12 protein-coding genes are annotated in these 16,499 nt (G+C 66.2%); 7 read left to right on the forward strand and 5 right to left on the reverse strand.

Annotated elements, in window-relative coordinates; all coding sequences use genetic code 11:
* The first annotated feature begins 47 nt into the window (after positions 1-47).
* The 4 genes from J9314_RS07180 to J9314_RS07195 all read left to right on the forward strand — a co-directional run bounded on the left by J9314_RS07180 (position 48) and on the right by J9314_RS07195 (position 4,835).
* Entirely contained in the window at positions 48-1,244 is a 1,197-nt protein-coding gene (locus J9314_RS07180) for an MFS transporter (protein WP_210605119.1), read from the forward strand.
* A gap of 165 nt (positions 1,245-1,409) precedes the next feature.
* On the forward strand, positions 1,410-2,207 hold the full coding sequence (locus J9314_RS07185; RefSeq protein WP_210605120.1) for a carbon-nitrogen hydrolase family protein: 798 nt from the start codon (positions 1,410-1,412) through the stop codon (positions 2,205-2,207).
* Positions 2,208-2,340: 133 nt separating this feature from the next.
* Positions 2,341-3,051, forward strand: coding sequence for a TetR/AcrR family transcriptional regulator (locus tag J9314_RS07190; RefSeq protein ID WP_210605121.1), 711 nt, complete (start codon positions 2,341-2,343; stop codon positions 3,049-3,051).
* Complete coding sequence (locus J9314_RS07195) at positions 3,048-4,835, forward strand: MDR family MFS transporter (RefSeq protein WP_210605122.1); 1,788 nt, start codon at positions 3,048-3,050, stop codon at positions 4,833-4,835. Before J9314_RS07190 ends, J9314_RS07195 begins: the two co-directional genes overlap by 4 nt.
* 92 nt (positions 4,836-4,927) lie before the next feature.
* Here J9314_RS07195 and J9314_RS07200 read toward each other — a convergent pair whose 3' ends face one another.
* Together J9314_RS07200 and J9314_RS07205 are read right to left on the reverse strand one after the other, a co-directional pair.
* Positions 4,928-5,260 (reverse strand): hypothetical protein, encoded by a 333-nt coding sequence (locus tag J9314_RS07200; RefSeq protein ID WP_210605123.1) that lies wholly within the window; start codon positions 5,258-5,260, stop codon positions 4,928-4,930.
* Positions 5,257-6,837 carry an acyl-CoA carboxylase subunit beta gene (locus J9314_RS07205; RefSeq protein WP_181275591.1) on the reverse strand — a complete coding sequence of 527 codons (1,581 nt, stop codon included), beginning with the start codon at positions 6,835-6,837 and terminating at the stop codon, positions 5,257-5,259. Before J9314_RS07205 ends, J9314_RS07200 begins: the two co-directional genes overlap by 4 nt.
* A gap of 68 nt (positions 6,838-6,905) precedes the next feature.
* On the opposite strand from J9314_RS07205, the gene J9314_RS07210 reads away from it, so the two are divergent.
* Entirely contained in the window at positions 6,906-7,793 is an 888-nt protein-coding gene (locus tag J9314_RS07210) for a biotin--[acetyl-CoA-carboxylase] ligase (RefSeq protein WP_210605124.1), read from the forward strand.
* Complete coding sequence (locus J9314_RS07215; protein WP_246490658.1) at positions 7,793-9,286, forward strand: adenylate/guanylate cyclase domain-containing protein; 1,494 nt, start codon at positions 7,793-7,795, stop codon at positions 9,284-9,286. The genes J9314_RS07210 and J9314_RS07215 overlap by 1 nt, the downstream gene beginning before the upstream one ends.
* A 40-nt stretch (positions 9,287-9,326) precedes the next feature.
* On the opposite strand, the gene J9314_RS07220 is transcribed toward J9314_RS07215, so the two are convergent.
* The 3 genes from J9314_RS07220 to J9314_RS07230 form a co-directional block, all read right to left on the reverse strand.
* A complete protein-coding gene (locus J9314_RS07220) occupies positions 9,327-12,101 on the reverse strand; it encodes a DNA gyrase/topoisomerase IV subunit A (RefSeq protein WP_210605125.1) in 2,775 nt (924 codons plus the stop codon).
* A gap of 148 nt (positions 12,102-12,249) precedes the next feature.
* Positions 12,250-12,804: a TetR/AcrR family transcriptional regulator gene (locus J9314_RS07225; protein WP_210605126.1), complete on the reverse strand. Its 555-nt coding sequence runs from the start codon at positions 12,802-12,804 to the stop codon at positions 12,250-12,252.
* Positions 12,805-13,132: 328 nt separating this feature from the next.
* Positions 13,133-15,805: a bifunctional acetate--CoA ligase family protein/GNAT family N-acetyltransferase gene (locus J9314_RS07230; RefSeq protein ID WP_210605127.1), complete on the reverse strand. Its 2,673-nt coding sequence runs from the start codon at positions 15,803-15,805 to the stop codon at positions 13,133-13,135.
* 101 nt (positions 15,806-15,906) lie between these two features.
* Here J9314_RS07230 and J9314_RS07235 point away from each other — a divergent pair, with 101 nt between their 5' ends.
* On the forward strand, positions 15,907-16,494 hold the full coding sequence (locus J9314_RS07235; RefSeq protein WP_181275596.1) for a DUF5998 family protein: 588 nt from the start codon (positions 15,907-15,909) through the stop codon (positions 16,492-16,494).
* Positions 16,495-16,499: the final 5 nt, after the last annotated feature.

The raw sequence follows: 16,499 nt of genomic DNA on the forward strand, positions 1-16,499 counted from the left end.
ATGTGTCAGTGTTCCCGACGCACAGCAGAAAGCGAGACCGATCACCCGTGGCACGAGCGAAGCTGTGGACGAAGGACTTCATCGTCGGGATCGGGCTCAACCTGTCGATGTCGATGGTGTTCTACCTGCTCATGACGTCCATGGCCGGGTATGCGGTCGCGCGCTTCGCCGCGGGAGAGGCCGCTGCCGGCTTCGCGTCCTCGTCATTCGTCCTCGGCGCGGTCGTGGCACGCGTGCTCACCGGAAAGTATCTCGACTTCATCGGACGACGCAGACTCCTCGTCATCACCATGTCGGCCTCCGTCCTCGCCTCTCTGGCCTATCTCGTCGCCGATGACCTTACCCTTCTGCTGGGACTGCGCATCGTCCACGGCATCGCCTTCGGTGCCGGGAACACGGCGATCATGACCGCGATCCAGAGCATCATCCCCTCCTCCCGCCGCGGCGAGGGGACCGGGTACTTCGGCACGGCGACGACCCTGTCGACAGCGCTGGGGCCGTACCTCGGTGTCATCATCCCGCGCCAGTTCGACTTCGCGATGCTCTTCGTCGCCTCGGCGATCATGTCCGTCATCGCACTTGCGTGCTGCCTCCTCATCCGGCTGCCGGTCCAGGAGCTCAGCGACTACCAGCGCCGAACCAAATGGCACCTCAAACTCGGCACCCTGGTCGATCGCGACGGCCTGCGCATCGGTTCGGTCATGCTGCTGGCCGGCACCGCCTATGCCGCCGCGCTGGTCTTCCTCGCCGGCTACGCCGCCGAACACGGGGTCGCGCCCGCGGCTTCCCTGTTCTTCGTCGCCTTCGCCGTCGCTTCACTGGTGGCACGCCTGTTCGTCGGTCGGCTGCAGGACGTGTTCGGAGACAACGCGGTGATCTTCCCGGTCTTCGTCTGCGACATCGCTGGGAACATCCTGCTGGCCCTGTGGCCGACGATGACCGGAATCATTCTGGCCGGTGTGCTCATCGGCCTCGGCTTCGGCTCCCTCATGCCCTGTATGCAGGCGATCACCGTCAAATCCGTGCCGATGAACCGCGTCCCCGTGGCCACCGCCTCGTTCTTCCTCCTCCTCGATGCCGGATCGGGCATCGGCCCCGTCGTCCTCGGCTTCCTCTACCCGATGACGGGAGGAAACGGCATGTTCCTCGTCTGCGCGGGGCTCGTCGTCGTCTCCATCGGCGTCTACATCTGGGTGCACGGACATCGCCGAGGCGGTCGTCCCGGACGCGAGTTCGTCGCCTGATCCCACCCCATTTGCTACCCGACGGCGGCGCAGCAACCTCGCGCGAAGTTGCTGCGCCGCCGTCGGGTAGCAAATGGGAGGTTTTGTGGGGGTGGGGATCGGGATAGCCTTGAGGAGGTGGTACTCCCACTGACCGCACCTGCGCCCGTTTCCCGGAGGATGAGAATGAAGTTCGCGCTCGCTCAGATCAACTCGACTACCGCAGTGGCCGACAATCTCGAGAAGGTCCGGACCTTTGCACGCTCAGCCGCCGAGGCGGGGGCGCGCTTCATCGTCTTCCCCGAGGCGACGATGTCGGCCTTCGGATCCGGGCTGCGGACGATCGCCGAGGACAACGTCGAGACCTGGCGGGACGCCCTGACCGAACTCTCCGCCGAACTCGACATCACCGTCATCGTCGGCGAATTCGCGACCACCGAAGACAAGGTCATCAACCTGCTCGCCGTCTACACGCCGTCGGGGGAGCGGTCCGACTACGCGAAGATCCATCTCTACGACGCCTTCGGCTTCAAGGAGTCGGACACCGTCGAAGCCGGCGAGGAGCCCGCGGTCATCGACATCGACGGTGAGGACATCGGACTTGCCCTGTGCTACGACATCCGCTTCCCCAAGCTCTTCGCCGAGCTCAGCCGTCGCGGTGCCAGGCTGGCCGTCGTCGCCGCTTCGTGGGGAGCCGGTCCCGGGAAGGTCGAGCAGTGGGAACTCCTCGCCCGAGCCCGGGCACTGGATTCGAATATGTTCATCGCGGCCCTCGGCCAGGCCGACCCCGAGGTCTCCGGGGTCGATGTGCCGAAGAAAGGCCCGACCGGAGTCGGTCACAGCCTCGTCTCCGATCCCTTCGGGTCGGTGCTGACCTCGCTCGACGGTGCCGAACACCTCGAGATCGTCGACCTCGACCTGGCGGGCGCTGACAAGGCGGCCGAGGCGGTGCCCGTCCTGACCAACGCCAAGCTCGGCTACTGAAACCGGCCGCCCCCGACCTGCACCGGCTTCGCTGAGCGCGAGTCGCGCCCGACCGGCGCTGTCCGGACGGCTGTGTCCGAGAACACAAAAATTGCACTTGAGGTAAAAATGCACTGAGTGCAACAATGGGGTCATGACGTCCAGTTCAGACAGCGCGACCCCGGCTCCGGCAGAGGGGCTGCGCGAACGCAAAAAGCGCGAACGCGGTCAGGCCCTGCGCCGTGCCGCGATCGATCTCGCCCTCGAGAAGGGCTATCACAACGTCACCGTCGAAGACATCTGCGAACGCTGCGGAGTCTCGAGGCGGACGTTCTTCAACTACTACTCGTCGAAGGAAGAGGCCCTCCTCGGGCGCGCCGACACCGTGTTCGACGAAGAGGATCAGCCGGCCATCGAGGAATTCGAAGCCGGCGGCCCCCACGGCAGACTCATCGCCGACCTCGAACACCTGCTCGGCTTCGTCGTCGCCACCCGGATGGGCAAGCGCGAGGAGATGCACCAGTATCGCCTCATGCTCAAGCAGGACCCCTCGCTGCTGCAGCTGCAGATGGCCCGGATGGGCAACAATGAACGGCTCTTCCGGCAGATCATCCAGCGCCGCCTCGACGGCCGCCCGCGGACCGCCTCGGCGCCGCTGTCACCCTCCGACGCCGCGACGACCCCCTGCTCCGCCGATCAGGACGAGGACCCGGTGTCGGCACGTGCCGAGGCCGTCGCGGCATTGGCGATGATGGCTCTCAAGGCGACAATCACCCGGCTGCGCCGAGCGGAAGGGGATCCGAAGCCCATCATCGCGGAGCTCTTCGACGAACTGCGTTCGATCTTCAAGGAGGAATCAGCATGAGTGCTGCATCCACGACGGCCGAAAAGGCCCCGATCGTCCTGACGAAGCGGACGATCATCCTCATCTTCTCCGCGCTCATGGCCGCGATGTTCTTAGCGACCCTCGATCAGACGATCGTGTCCACGGCGATGCCGACGATCGTCGGCGAACTCGACGGGGTCGAGCATCAGGCGTGGCTGGTCACGATCTATCTGCTGGCGATGACCATCGTCATGCCCCTCTACGGCAAGTTCGGCGATATGTGGGGCCGGAAGATCATCTTCCTCGTCGCCATTGCGATCTTCGTCATCGGCTCGTTCGGTTCGGGCCTGTCGCAGAACTTCTGGGAGCTCATCGCCTGGCGCGGTTTCCAAGGCCTCGGCGGTGGCGGACTGATGATCCTGTCCCAGGCGATCATCGCCGACATCATCCCCGCGAGCGAACGCGGAAAGTACATGGGTCCGCTCGGTGGTCTGTTCGCGATCTCGAGTGTGCTCGGACCGGTCCTCGGCGGGTTCTTCACCCAGCACATGGACTGGCGCTGGTGCTTCTGGATCAACGTGCCGATCGGCATCATCGCCTTCCTCATCGCTCTCTTCGCGCTCAAGCTGCCCAGCCACCGCTCGGATCAGAAGGTCGATATCCTCGGCATCGTCCTCATGGTCGCCACGACCTCACAGCTCATCCTCGTCACCAGCTGGGGCGGCCACGACTACGACTGGGACTCACCGACGATCATCGGCCTCATCATCGGCACCATCGTCGCCGGTGTGCTCTTCGTCCTCGTCGAGTCGAAGGTCGCGAACCCGATCATCCCGATCCACCTCTTCCGCAATCCGACGTTCGTCCTCTCGACGACCATCGGCCTGCTGCTGGGGCTGGGCATGTTCTCCGCGATGGCGTTCCTGCCGACCTTCCTGCAGATGGCAGGCGGCACCGACGTCACCGGATCGGGTCTGCTCATGCTGCCGATGATGGCCGGTGTCATGCTCACCTCGATCGTCTCGGGCATCATCGTGTCGAAGACGGGCAAGTACAAGATCTACCCGCTTGCCGGCACCCTCATCGCCGGTGCCGCGCTGGCGTGGATGACGACGATGACCGCGGACACCTCGATGGTGCTCATCGGCACCATGATCTTCACGATGGGCTTCGGACTGGGCCTGGTCATGCAGATCATCGTCCTCGTCATCCAGAACTCGGTGGATCCGAAGCTCGTCGGCACGGCCACCTCGACGAACAACTACTTCCGCGAGATCGGCGCGTCGGTCGGCACCGCCCTGTTCGGGTCGATCTTCACCACGCGCCTGTCGGACAAGATCGCCGAGGCGATGCACGGCCTGCCGGCGGACGCGGCCAATGCCGCCGCCGGGGCCCCGTCGACCGATTCGCTCACGCCGGAGTCGGTGGCCGATCTGCCGGGTCCGATCCACGACCTCGTGGTCGGAGCCTATGCCGATGCGCTGGCGCCGTCGTTCTGGTACATGGTCCCCGTCTTCCTCGTGGCCTTCGTCCTCGCCTGGTTCCTCCCGCAGCTCAAGCTCTCCGACGTCGCCGGCATGGTGGCCCGCGGTGAGGCCGTGTACGGAGAGGACATGGGCGGGCGCGCGAACGCGAACGCCGGCACCGACACCGACGTCAACACCGACACCGAGGCGACCGCGGGCGAGGGGCGCCTGTCCACGGTCACCGTGGCTGAGGGAGCGCAGCCGGACCTCGGCGCCGATACGGGCACGATCCACCGCGCCGATGATGCGAATCGACTGTGGGCCGACCCGGACAAGGAGCAGTACCGGCTGAAGTGATCGGTCCCCGAAGTGGGATGAGAATGGGGCCGGCGGAAGAGGAATCCTCTTCCGCCGGCCCCATTCGGTTCGACTGAAACGGTGAGAATGCCTCAGCGACCCAGATGCTGGTCCCAGGTCTGGGGGAGTCGCCTGCGCACGTTCCTGCGCGGTGCTCGGAAGCCTGCTCTGTCGCCCTTGCGGGTCTCGGACTCGTCCGCGGCAGCGGCCTGCTGGGCGGCATAGGCGATCGCGACCTGGCGGATCGCGACGACGGCGGCCACCGCGGCCGCGCTGGCCATCTCATCGCTGATCGGCTCGCCGTCATCGGAGTGCACCTGGGACCGTCCCTCGACGGACGGCACCCTCAGAGCGTCGTCGATGGGTTCGGGGTCCGTGCCTGTGGGCGCGTCCGCCTCGGTGTCGGTCTGCGCTTCCTCACTCATAGTGGGATGTTACCGTGCTTGCGCGCGGGCGCGTCGACGTGCTTGTTCTTCAGCGCACGCAGCGCACGGACGATCCGGTTGCGGGACTCGCTGGGCTTGATGACCGCGTCGATGTAGCCCTCTTCGGCCGCGAGGTACGGGTTGAGCAGAGCATCCTCGTAGTCCTGGATGAGCTCGCTGCGCTTGGCCTCCACATCCTCACCGGCCTCCTCGGCAGCCTTGAGTGTGCGACGGTAGACGATGTTCGCCGCCCCCTGGGCTCCCATGACCGCGATCTGCGCGCTCGGCCAGGCGAGGTTGATGTCCGCGCCGAGCTGCTTCGACCCCATCACGCAGTACGCACCGCCGTAGGCCTTGCGGGTGATGAGCGTGACCAGAGGGACGGTCGCCTCGCCGTAGGCGTAGATGAGTTTCGCCCCGCGGCGGATGATGCCGCCGTACTCCTGATCGGTTCCGGGGAGGAACCCGGGCACGTCGACGAAGGTGAGGATCGGGATGTTGAAGGCGTCGCAGAGGCGGACGAAGCGGGCCGCCTTCTCCGAGGCGTCGATGTCGAGCGTGCCGGCCAGCTGCATCGGCTGGTTGGCGATGACGCCGACGCTCACCCCTTCGACACGTCCGAAGCCGGTGACGACGTTCGGCGCGAAGAGCTCGGAGACCTGCAGGAACTCACCGTCGTCGAGGATCGTGGTGACGACGTCGAGGATGTCGTAGGGCTGCGACGGCGAGTCCGGCATGAGCTTATCCAGCGCCTCGTCCTCCGGGCTCAGCGACAGATCGGACTCGAATTCGTCGGCGTCGGCCGGGTCGAGGTTGTTCTGGGGAAGGAAGGAGAGCAGGTCGCGCACATAGTTGACCGCGTCCTCCTCGTCGCTGGCGAGGTAGTGGGCGTTGCCGGAGACCGTGTTGTTCGTCCGTCCGCCGCCGAGCTCCTCATGCCCGACGGATTCGCCGGTGACGGTCTTGATGACGTCGGGACCGGTGATGTACATGTGGCTGATCTGGTCGACCATGATCGTGACGTCGGTCAGCGCGGGGGAGTAGACCGCGCCGCCGGCGGAGGGGCCCATGATCAGTGAGATCTGCGGGATGACTCCGGAGGAGGCGACGTTGAGGCGGAAGATCTCGGCGAACAGCGCGATCGATCCCACGCCCTCCTGGATGCGGGCGCCGCCGGAGTCGTTGATGCCGATGATCGGGCAGCCGAGCTTGAGCGCGAGCTTCTGCACCTTGACGATCTTGCGGCCGTTCGCCTCTGCCAGGGACCCGCCGAGGACGGTGAAGTCGTGGGCGAAGACGGCGACGGTCTTGCCTTCGATCGTGCCCAGTCCGCAGACCACTCCGTCACCGTCGGGGCGGTTGTTCTCCATCCCGAACTGGTGGTTGTGGTGGCGGGCGAATTCGTCGATCTCCTGGAAGGAGTCGGCGTCGAGGAGAGCTGTGATGCGTTCACGGGCGGTCTGCTTGCCGCGGTTGTGCTGATTGTCCACCGAGCGCTGGTTGCCGGTGTGGGCCGCGTCCCGACGCTCGGTGAAAGCGTCGATGCGCTCGGCTGTTGTCCGTGGGGTATCCGTCATACCTCCCACAATAACGACGCATCAGCGTTTCATTGTGCACTCTCGCCAAAAGAATCTAGAGTGGACTGGTGAACAGCCAACACATTCCTCTGCTCGTCGATTCGGCCTCGGTGATCCGCGCCGCTGCGGACCGCGGAGTTTCGATCCCACGTCTGATCTGGGACGATACGTGCCCGTCCACGAACGACGAATTGGCCTCGCTGGTCCGCGAGCAGGCCGTCGGCGGCGAGGCCCCGGCCGAGTTCACCATCCGCGGCACCGACTTCCAGAACTCCGGTCACGGTCGACTGGGCCGGACCTGGACGGTCCCTGCCCGACGCTCCCTGACGTGGTCGATCCTGCTCACTCCGCCGGTCGGATTCTCACGCTGGGGGTGGATCCCGCTCATCGCCGGTGAGGCCGTGCGCTCCGCCGTCGCCGAGGCGGGTGTGCCCGCCGTGATCAAGTGGCCCAACGACGTCCTCACCGTCGACGGGAAGAAGCTGTGCGGGATCCTCGCCCGTGTCGAACCGCTGCCGCAGGGGCCGCAGATCATCCTGGGAATGGGGCTGAACACCAGGCTGGAGCCGGACGACCTGCCTCGTGCCGATGCGAGCTCACTGGCCATCGAGACCGGCGTGGACGGTTCAGAGATTGATCATGAAGCATTGCTAGTCTCCATCCTGAGCACACTGATTCCCTGTTACAGAGAGCTGACGGAATATGGCGAGACGGATTTCCGGGACAGCCCCACGGCGCACCGGGTGCGTGAGCACATGGTGACGCTGGGGACGCAGGTCAGAGTGGAGAAGCCCGACGGCTCAGAACTCATCGGCATCGCCACCGGCCTCGACTCCGGAGCCGACCTCATCATCGATGACCGGGTGTCCGTCAGCGCCGGCGACGTTCACCATCTGCGTCCCGTCTCCATCCCGCCCGGAACCGTCCCGCCCGGCCCCGACGGAGGTGAGCACTGATGTCGATCGACGACGACACCGACGCAGTTTACGCAGACGCAGCGGCCGAGCACGGTGCCTCGACAGCCTCGGTGCAGGGGATCGAACACGGTGATGACGACCTCCTCCGCGGGCTCGGATCCGCCGACGAGGACGACACCGACGCGAAGGAGACCGGCGGCGCGAGCAGTGCGGCCCACTTGACATTGCCGACGCAGACCGCGGCCCACTCGGCGGCACCGTCGCATTCGGCCGTCTTCGATGCCTCCGCGCCCGACGAAGAGCCGGAAACTGCCGACGCAGATGAGAGCCTCGACGACGTGCCCGAGGACTCTGTGGCCGCCGCCGAGGACTTCTTCGGGGGACTGCACGAGGACCCGCGAACCTCGGCGATTCCCATCGTCGACGCTGACGGCGCCGAGGCGGCCGACGACGATGACCCCGACTTCGACGACACGATCTACGAGACACGGACTGCGGCCGAACGCCTCGAAGAGATCCTCCTCGACGGCAAACGCGTCCTCGATCGCCGGGAAGCGGCCAAACTCGGCGGCATCTCCACCGTCTCGGCGCGCAAGATGTGGCGCGCACTGGGCATGTCACAGGCGAAGGAGACGGACAAGGCCTACACAGTCAGCGACGCCCATGCTCTGCGGATCTGGGCGAAGCCCGTGGCCGACGGACTCATCGATCAGACGACCGCGCTGTCCCTGGCCCGTGCGATCGGACAGACCACCGACCGCCTCGTGGTCTGGCAGATGGAGACCCTCGTCGAATTCCTCACCGAGGAGAAGGGTCTGAGCGACCCGGAGGCCAGGCGGGACGCCCTGCAGGTCGTCGAGGACATGATCGACCCGCTGCAGAAGATGCTCACCTACTCGTGGCGACGCAACCTCGCCGATGTCATGGGTCGCCTCAACGTCAACGTCTCCGACGGACTGGCCATGGACAACAGGCAGGGCTGGTACGACTCCTCGATGCCGCTGGCCCGTGCGGTCGGTTTCATCGACCTCGTCTCCTTCACCCGCCTGTCCCAGCAGATGGAGCCCAGGCAGCTGGCGGACATGGTCCAGGAGTTCCAGGGTATGGCCTACAACATCGTCGCCACCGGCGGCGGTCGCGTCATCAAGACCGTCGGCGACGAGGTCTTCTTCGCCGCCTCCACCCCCTTGGCCGGAGCCGAGATCGCCATGACGCTGATGGAGCGCGTCACCGCAGCCGAAGACCTGCCCCAGGCCCGCGTCGGCTTCGTCTGGGGGCGGGTGCTCTCACGCCTGGGCGATATCTTCGGCTCGAGCGTCAACCTCGCCGCGCGCCTGACCGCCGTCGCCGAGCCCGGCACGATCTTCACCGACGAGGAGACCGCTCGAGTGCTCTCGGCCTCCGACGACTACGTCTTCGAACCGCGACAGTCGATCTCGCTGCACGGGCTGGGAGAGACCTCGGTGGGGGAGATGAAGCGCGGCACCGCGACCCGGATGCGCCTCGACCTCGACGACGACACCGAGGCCTGAGGCCCGGCGTCGACACCGGGCCATGAGGCCCGGTCTCGGCTCAGAACAGAGCCGAGTCGTCGTCTCCGTCTTCATCGTCGTGGGAGACGATGATCGCGTCCTCGTCATCGAACTTCGAGCGCGCGATCTCGTCCTTGGCCTCATCGAGATCGAGGTCGAGTTCGTCGAAGCTCGTCGCCAGGCCCTGCTGTCCGCGCCGGCCCGATCCCGCAGACTTCCGTTTCGACGATGCTTGTGAACCCGACGATGCCCGCGCTTCCGCGGCTGAGTCGCTGCCGACGGCATCCGCGTCGTCTCCGTCAGCACCAGAGTCGGCACCCGTGCCTGCGCCGGTGGTGTGGTCGACGGCTTCTGCACCGCCGAGGCGGGGCAGCGTGCCGATGACATCGATCTTCGACTCCAGCGGAGAGCCCGTGCCGTCCCGTCGCGACAGCTCCCCCGGCAGGGTCCGGGCGCCGCCGCCGACGGCAGCGGCCTGCGGGGAGTCGCCGACCCAGGCCAGCGACAGCTCGGACTCTCCCTTGAGGAACTTGTGCGCACGCACCCCCGAGGTGGCCCTGCCCTTCGTCGGGAACTCGGAGAACTCGCTGACCTTGATCGACGAGGACGGGGCACCGTAGAAGTTCTCGCCGCTGGCGACGGTGACCACGGCGAAGCTGCCGAGTGCTTCGTCGGCGTCGCCGTCCTCATCGGTCTTCGCTGCCTTCGGCGTCATCCCGAAGAAGATCACCTGTGCCTCGGCGGCGACCTTGATTCCGGCGACACCCGAGGCGTTCCATCCCTGTGCGCGCAGGCCCGCGGCGTCGAATGCCAGCAGCTGGGCGTTCGAAGTGACGAACACGGCCAGGGAGTCATCGATGTCCTCCGGCTGGGCGACGCCGACGACGGTGTCCTTGCCCTTGAGGGTGATGGCCTCCCATTCGCTCTTGTTCGGTCGCCCCGCCACCGAGACGCGTTTGGCCACGCCCTGGGCGGTGCCGAGGACGAACTCCCGGTCGAGATCGATGAGGCCGAGGATCTTCTCGTCCTTCTCCAGTGCCGCATATTCGGCGATCTTCACTCCGCCGGCGACATTGGGCCGCGCCGCCGCGGGCGGCAGTGCGGGCAGGTCGACGACGTCGACCATGTGCAGCCGACCCATCGAGGTCACTGCTCCGACCTTGCCCTGCGTCGTAGTCACGATCTCCGAGCGCAGCGCATCATGGCTGGAGCGGCGCCCCTCACGCGCCAGCGGCGCAGCATCGGAGGTGCGGGCGATGCGCCCGGACGTCGAGAGGAGCACTCGGCAGGGGGAGTCGGCGATCTTGAGATTCGTCGGCGCCTTCTTGCCCTTGGCGCTGAGCTCCTTCATCGATCCTTCGATGAGCACCGTGCGTCGAGGCGAGCCGATGACCTCGGCGGTCGCCTCGAGCTCGGCGGCCACGAGCTCACGCAGCTTCGCCTCATCGGCGAGCAGCGATTCGAGATAGTCGATGCGCTTCTTCAGTTCGTCCCGTTCGGCTTCGAGCTCGAGACGGGAGAACTTCGTGAGCCTGCGCAGCTGCAGGTCGAGGATATAGGTCGCCTGGAGCTCGGAGAGCTCGAAGACGTCCATCAGCCGCGTCCGAGCCGTCGCCGCATCGTCGGAGGAGCGGATGAGTTGGATGACCTCGTCGATGTCGAGGATCGCGATGAGCAGACCTTCGACGAGGTGGAGCCGGTCCTTGGCCTTGCGCAGCTGGAAGACCGTGCGCCTGCGCACCACGTCGATGCGATGGGACAGGTAGACGGTGAGGAGCTCACGCAGTCCCAGGGTCCGCGGCTGCCCGTCGACGAGGCAGACATTGTTGATGCTGAACGATTCCTCGAGCGGTGTCTGGCGGTAGAGCTCGGCGAGGACGGCCTCGGGATTGAACCCGTTCTTCACCCCGATGACCAGACGCATGCCGTTCTTGCGGTCGGAGTAGTCGTCGATGGAGGCGATTCCCGTGAGCTTCTTCGCACCGACGGCGTCCTTGACCTTTGCCACCACTTTCTCCGGGCCGACGAGGTAGGGCAGTTCGGTGACGACGATGCCCTTGCGGCGGGCACTGATGTTCTCGAAGGACACGGTGGCCCTGGTGCGGAAGGTGCCGCGACCGGTCTCATAGGCCTCACGCACACCGTCGAGGCCGATGATCCGCCCGCCGGTGGGCAGATCCGGGCCGGGAATGTAGCGCATGAGCTCCGAGAGCCCGGCGTCGGGATTGCGGATGAGGTGGGCGCAGGCGGCGATGACTTCGCCGGGATTGTGCGGAGCCATGTTCGTGGCCATTCCGACTGCGATGCCCGAGGCGCCGTTGATGAGCAGGTTCGGGAAAGCGCTGGGCAGGACCTCGGGCTGGGTGAGCGTGTTGTCGTAGTTCGGGACGAAGTCGACGACGTCTTCGTCGAGCCCGGCGATCATCTGCATCGATGCGGTGGTCAGCCGGGCTTCTGTGTAGCGCGGGGCCGCAGGCCCGTCATCGAGGGAGCCGAAGTTGCCGTGGCCGTCGACGAGCGGCACACGCATGATGAAGTCCTGGCTCAGACGCACCAGTGCGTCGTAGATCGCGGTGTCGCCGTGCGGGTGGAGCTTGCCCATGACGTCACCGACGATGCGGGAGGACTTCACATGACCGCGGTCTGGTCGCAGCCCCATATCGCCCATCTGATAGACGATGCGGCGCTGGACGGGCTTGAGACCGTCCCTGGCATCGGGCAGGGCGCGGGAGTGGATGACCGAGACCGCATATTCGAGGAACGAACTCTCCATCTCTGATGAGACGTCGACTTCGATGACTCTGCCTTCGGGCATGGAACTCCTTTGACGCACGAACTGTTCGATTCGGTCGCCCGCCTGCGCCGAAGCGTCACTTCAGCGCACGAGGGCACCCGTCGATTCTAGCGTTCGATTCGAGGTCTCCGGCTCAATCAGGCGTTTCGGGAGGGTTCGTGTCGGAGTCTCAGGAGGTCTCGCGGCTCGCATTCAGCCACACGAAGAACTCCCTCATGTAGGTCTCGACGTGGTCGCGGTCGGCGGTTCCGGAGACGAGCTCGGAGAGCATCATTCCGGCAACCGAGCTGTTGAGCCTGCGGGCGTAGTCGGCGTCGACTCCCGCGATGCGCATGATGAAGTCGTGGATCGCGCGCAGGTTCTTCTCCTTGGCTGCCACTGCCTCGGGCGGCAGCGCCGGGTCGAGGCTGAGCATCATCATCGTGTAGAAGCGATTGCGGTCGGTGGTCAGCCAGTTCATGCAGAACTCGACGGCCACCTCGAGGGGTTCGGCACCCTCGGCGCGTATCTGTTCGGGCAGGCGCTCGAGCTGTTGGGAGTTGAGTTCGCCGATGCGCTCCATGATTCCGGTGATCAGGGCATCGCGGGTGCGGTAGACATTTGACGTCGAACCCACCGGCAGCTCTGCCAGGGCGTCGACGGCTCGGTGTGTGAGCCCGCGGACTCCTTGTTCGGCGACTACGGCGATCGCTGAGTCGGTGACGACGTCTCTGCGCGAAATCATGACTGTGAGGCCTCGCTCTCATGGGACACCCGCCGGATGCGGACGCCTGGGACGGTGGATGGCCAGTGACTGGCCACAGACTGCGGCCGCCTGAGCGACCACTCGGTAAAGCACGAATTCATAACGTTTCGTGGTGAACGGATACAGACACTACCTGTCGAGTCTGCGAATTGGTATAAGACGCGCCAGGCAGTCGGTCGGATTCGCATTTCTGCGTCTCCCCCTCCTCGGCCGCAGCAGGGTGTCCCGCCTTCGGTGTGTCGTCTCGGACCGAGGAGGCCCCTCGGACGAGGAACCGCGGATGCGGATCCGACCGCGTCATCGGCGCTCAGCTGAGGAGCCTGCGAGTGCCGTCGATGCGGGTCGGATCCGGCAGCAGATCCACACGGGCACTGAGCACATGCCCTTCGGCCTCCGTGGCGATCATCGGATGGATGACGAGTTCGAGGATCTGCGGGTGGCGTTCGACGAGCACCGAGAGCCTTTCGAGGACGTCGCTGAGCGGCTCGATGTTCATCGGGGGCAGGCCGCGGAAGCCGAACAGGCGCGGGGAGGCCTTGACCGTGCGGATCATGTCGTCAGCTTCCCGGTCGGTGAGGGGAGCGACCCGGTGCGAGACGTCGCCGAGCAGTTCCGTGGTGTCCCCGGCCAGAGAGAACGACAGCAGCGGCCCGAGGAGCGGGTCCTCACCGGCACGGATGACGCAGGGGACACCGTGGGGAGCCATGGCCTGAACGTCGACGAGGGGATCGTCATCGCCGATCACCTGGGTGATGATCCTCTGCACGGCGGCGAAGTCCTCGGCCAGCTCTTCTGGCGTATCGATGTTCAGGCGCACACCGCCGAGCTCCATCCGATGCCGGAGCACGTTGGTGACCGCCTTGAGCGCCACGGGATAGCCGATCTTCTCGGCGGCCGCGAGCCCCTCGTCGACCGAGGAGGCGGCGATATACGGCAGGACCTCGATTCCATAGGCGCGGAGCAGTTCTCTGGTGGCGTCGCGTTCGAGCCGCACCGGTGTGCCCAGTGTCGCTCCGTCCAGAGCCGAGTCGATGATCGAGCGCACCGCTCTGTCGTCGATGTCGTCGAGTTCGACGTAGCGACCGTGGTCGGCGGCCCGCCAGCGCGAGTAGTCAGTCGCCCGGGCCAGCGCCCACACGGCGTCCTCCGGGCCGATGTAGCTGGGCACCGTGCGGGAAACGCGATTGCCGTCCTCATCCTTGATGTAACTGGTCAGTTCGTCATGGACGCCCTGAATGCCGAGGAAGCAGGCCACCGTGGTCTTGTCCGACCGTGCGGCGGCCTCGGACAGCAGCGCGGCGATCTCCGACTCCTCGGCTCCCGCCGACGGAGTGAACGTGACGATGACCGAATCGATGTCGTCCCGGGCATACATCTCGTCGAGTTCGGCGCGGAAGGTCTGCGCGTCGACCTCCGGGTGCAGGGCCACCGGGTCGGTGTGCACGTGCAGTCCTTCGGAGCGGGCTCGCTGCATGAGCAGCGTGCCCATCGCCGCAGAGTTGCCGACGATGCCGGCCCGTCGTCCTGCCGGCAGCTTCTGCGTGGCGAAGACCTGCGCTAAGTCGAAGAGCTGATGGATGGTGTCGGCCCTGATCACTCCCGCCTGTTCGAGCACCTGATCGAGGGTGTTCGGGGCCAGGGAAGAGGTGCGCACGATGTGCCCGGGCGGCAGCTCTCTGCCGGTGAGGTCGGATTTGATGACGATGACGGGCTTGACGCGAGAGACCCTGCGCGCAATGCGGGAGAACTTCCGCGGATTGCCGATGGACTCGAGGTAGAGCCCGACGGTCTGTGTGGCCGGGTCCTCCTCCCAGTACTGGAGGAGGTCGTTGCCGGACAGATCGGCCCGGTTGCCCGCGGAGACGAAGGTCGAGACGCCCAGTCCGCGGTTCTTCGCCGCCGCGAGCAGCGCGGTGCCGAGTGCTCCGGACTGGCTGAACAGTCCGAGCGTGCCCGAGGCCGGCAGGAACGGGGCGAGGGAGGCATTGAGGGAGACGTTCTCGGCCTCGTTGACCAGTCCGAAGGAGTTCGGGCCGACGACCCGCATCCCGTAGGCCCGCGCGGTCGCGACCATCCGACGCTGCAGTTCGGCGCCGTCGGGGCCGGTCTCGGCGAAGCCGGAGGAGATGACGAGCACGGCCTTGATCCCGTGCACGGCGCAGTCCTTGACCACCTCGGTGACGGACTCGGCCGGGACCGCGATGACAGCGAGGTCGGCCTTGCCCGGCAGTGCATCGAGGCTCGGGTACGCCTGGACGCCGGCGATCTGATCGGCCTCGGGGTGGACGACCCAGAGGTCGCCTGCGAACTTCGCCGCGGTGATGTTGCGGATGAGCAGGTGGCCGGTGGAATTGCGTTTGCGGCTGGCGCCGATCACCGCCACCGAGGTGGGGTGGAGGACCGTGCGGACGCTCAGGGCCTCGGCCCTGTGCTCACGGGAGGCCTGCACCTCGATCGAGCGTGCCGTGGGGTCGATGTCGAACTTCACGGCCACGACGCCGTCGTCGAATCCGCGGGACACCTCGTAGCCGGCGGCCTGGAAGACCTGGAGCATCGAACGGTTCTGGGGGAGCACCTCGGCGGTGAAACGCTGGATTCCTGACTCCCTGGCCGCGGCGGCCAGGTGCTCGAGGAGGATCGACCCGATGCCGCGGCCCTGATGGGCATCGGCGATGTTGAACGCGACCTCGGCCTCGGTGTCGGAGATCTTGTCGAAACGACCCACTCCGATGATGTCATCGCCGATGAGCATGATCAGTGCGACGCGATCGCGGTGGTCGACATTGACGAAACGTTCGAGGTCCCGCTTGGGCAGCCGCGGAAGCGGGGCGAAGAAACGCAGATAGACGGACTCCGGTGACTGGGCCTCGTGCATGCGGGCCAGGGCATCGGCATCGGCAGGAGTGATCGGGCGCAGATGGGCGGTGCCGCCGTCGCGGAGGACGACATCGGCTTCCCAGCCGGCAGGATAGTTTTCCATGCTCCCAGCATAGGGGTCTCGGCGAGGTTGCGGCCGTCGGAGTCCGGAGGAGCCGCGACCGCGCTGGGAAGTCTCCGGGGGAGTGGGGCACAATGGAACGCATGGCATTACCCGAGGTTCTCGTTCACGATCTGCAGTCGGCCGGCTACTACCCCCAGCTCACTCAGGGCATACTCGCCGACTCCCTCTACGACGAACCGGTGCTCGCGCACTTCGTCCACATCGACACCCACGTCGACATCGAATCCATCCACCGGCACGTCACTGCGTTCGTCCTCACCGAGACCCGGCTGCTGTTGGCCCATGTCGACGACGACCCGAACGCTGCGCCGGGATCGAAGCCGCGCGCCGTGACCAGCAGCGAGGATATCGAACTCGATCGCCTCGGCACCGTCATGGTCGGGCGCACCTACGCCGATCCTGCCGCGTACGAGCCCGGCGACAAACCTGTCGAGGTCTCGCTCACCCTGTCCTGGGGCGCCTCGAAGCGGGTGGAGGCCTTCCCGGAGACCTGCGGGGATCCCAACTGCATGGGTGATCACGGCTACGGCGGATCGATCTTCGCCGAGGATGTCATGCTCAGGGTCTCGGCCGAAGCAGAAGGCCAGTCCTCCGTCGACCGGATCGCCGACTTCGCGGCCAAACTGCGGGCCGCGGTCTTCCACGCCCGGCTCCGGTCGCGGCGCTGATGAGC

It is taken from the genome of Brevibacterium oceani (genome assembly GCF_017948325.1).
GTDB classification, from domain to species: Bacteria; Actinomycetota; Actinomycetes; order Actinomycetales; family Brevibacteriaceae; genus Brevibacterium; species Brevibacterium oceani.

Coding starts and splice junctions, on each gene's coding strand:
- J9314_RS07185 (WP_210605120.1), top strand. CDS start 1,410: ATGAAGTTCGCGCTCGCTCAGATCAACTCGACTACCGCAGTGGCCGAC.
- J9314_RS07190 (WP_210605121.1), top strand. CDS start 2,341: ATGACGTCCAGTTCAGACAGCGCGACCCCGGCTCCGGCAGAGGGGCTG.
- J9314_RS07195 (WP_210605122.1), top strand. CDS start 3,048: ATGAGTGCTGCATCCACGACGGCCGAAAAGGCCCCGATCGTCCTGACG.
- J9314_RS07200 (WP_210605123.1), bottom strand. CDS start 5,260: ATGAGTGAGGAAGCGCAGACCGACACCGAGGCGGACGCGCCCACAGGC.
- J9314_RS07205 (WP_181275591.1), bottom strand. CDS start 6,837: ATGACGGATACCCCACGGACAACAGCCGAGCGCATCGACGCTTTCACC.
- J9314_RS07215 (WP_246490658.1), top strand. CDS start 7,793: ATGTCGATCGACGACGACACCGACGCAGTTTACGCAGACGCAGCGGCC.
- J9314_RS07220 (WP_210605125.1), bottom strand. CDS start 12,101: ATGCCCGAAGGCAGAGTCATCGAAGTCGACGTCTCATCAGAGATGGAG.
- J9314_RS07225 (WP_210605126.1), bottom strand. CDS start 12,804: ATGATTTCGCGCAGAGACGTCGTCACCGACTCAGCGATCGCCGTAGTC.
- J9314_RS07230 (WP_210605127.1), bottom strand. CDS start 15,805: ATGGAAAACTATCCTGCCGGCTGGGAAGCCGATGTCGTCCTCCGCGAC.
- J9314_RS07235 (WP_181275596.1), top strand. CDS start 15,907: ATGGCATTACCCGAGGTTCTCGTTCACGATCTGCAGTCGGCCGGCTAC.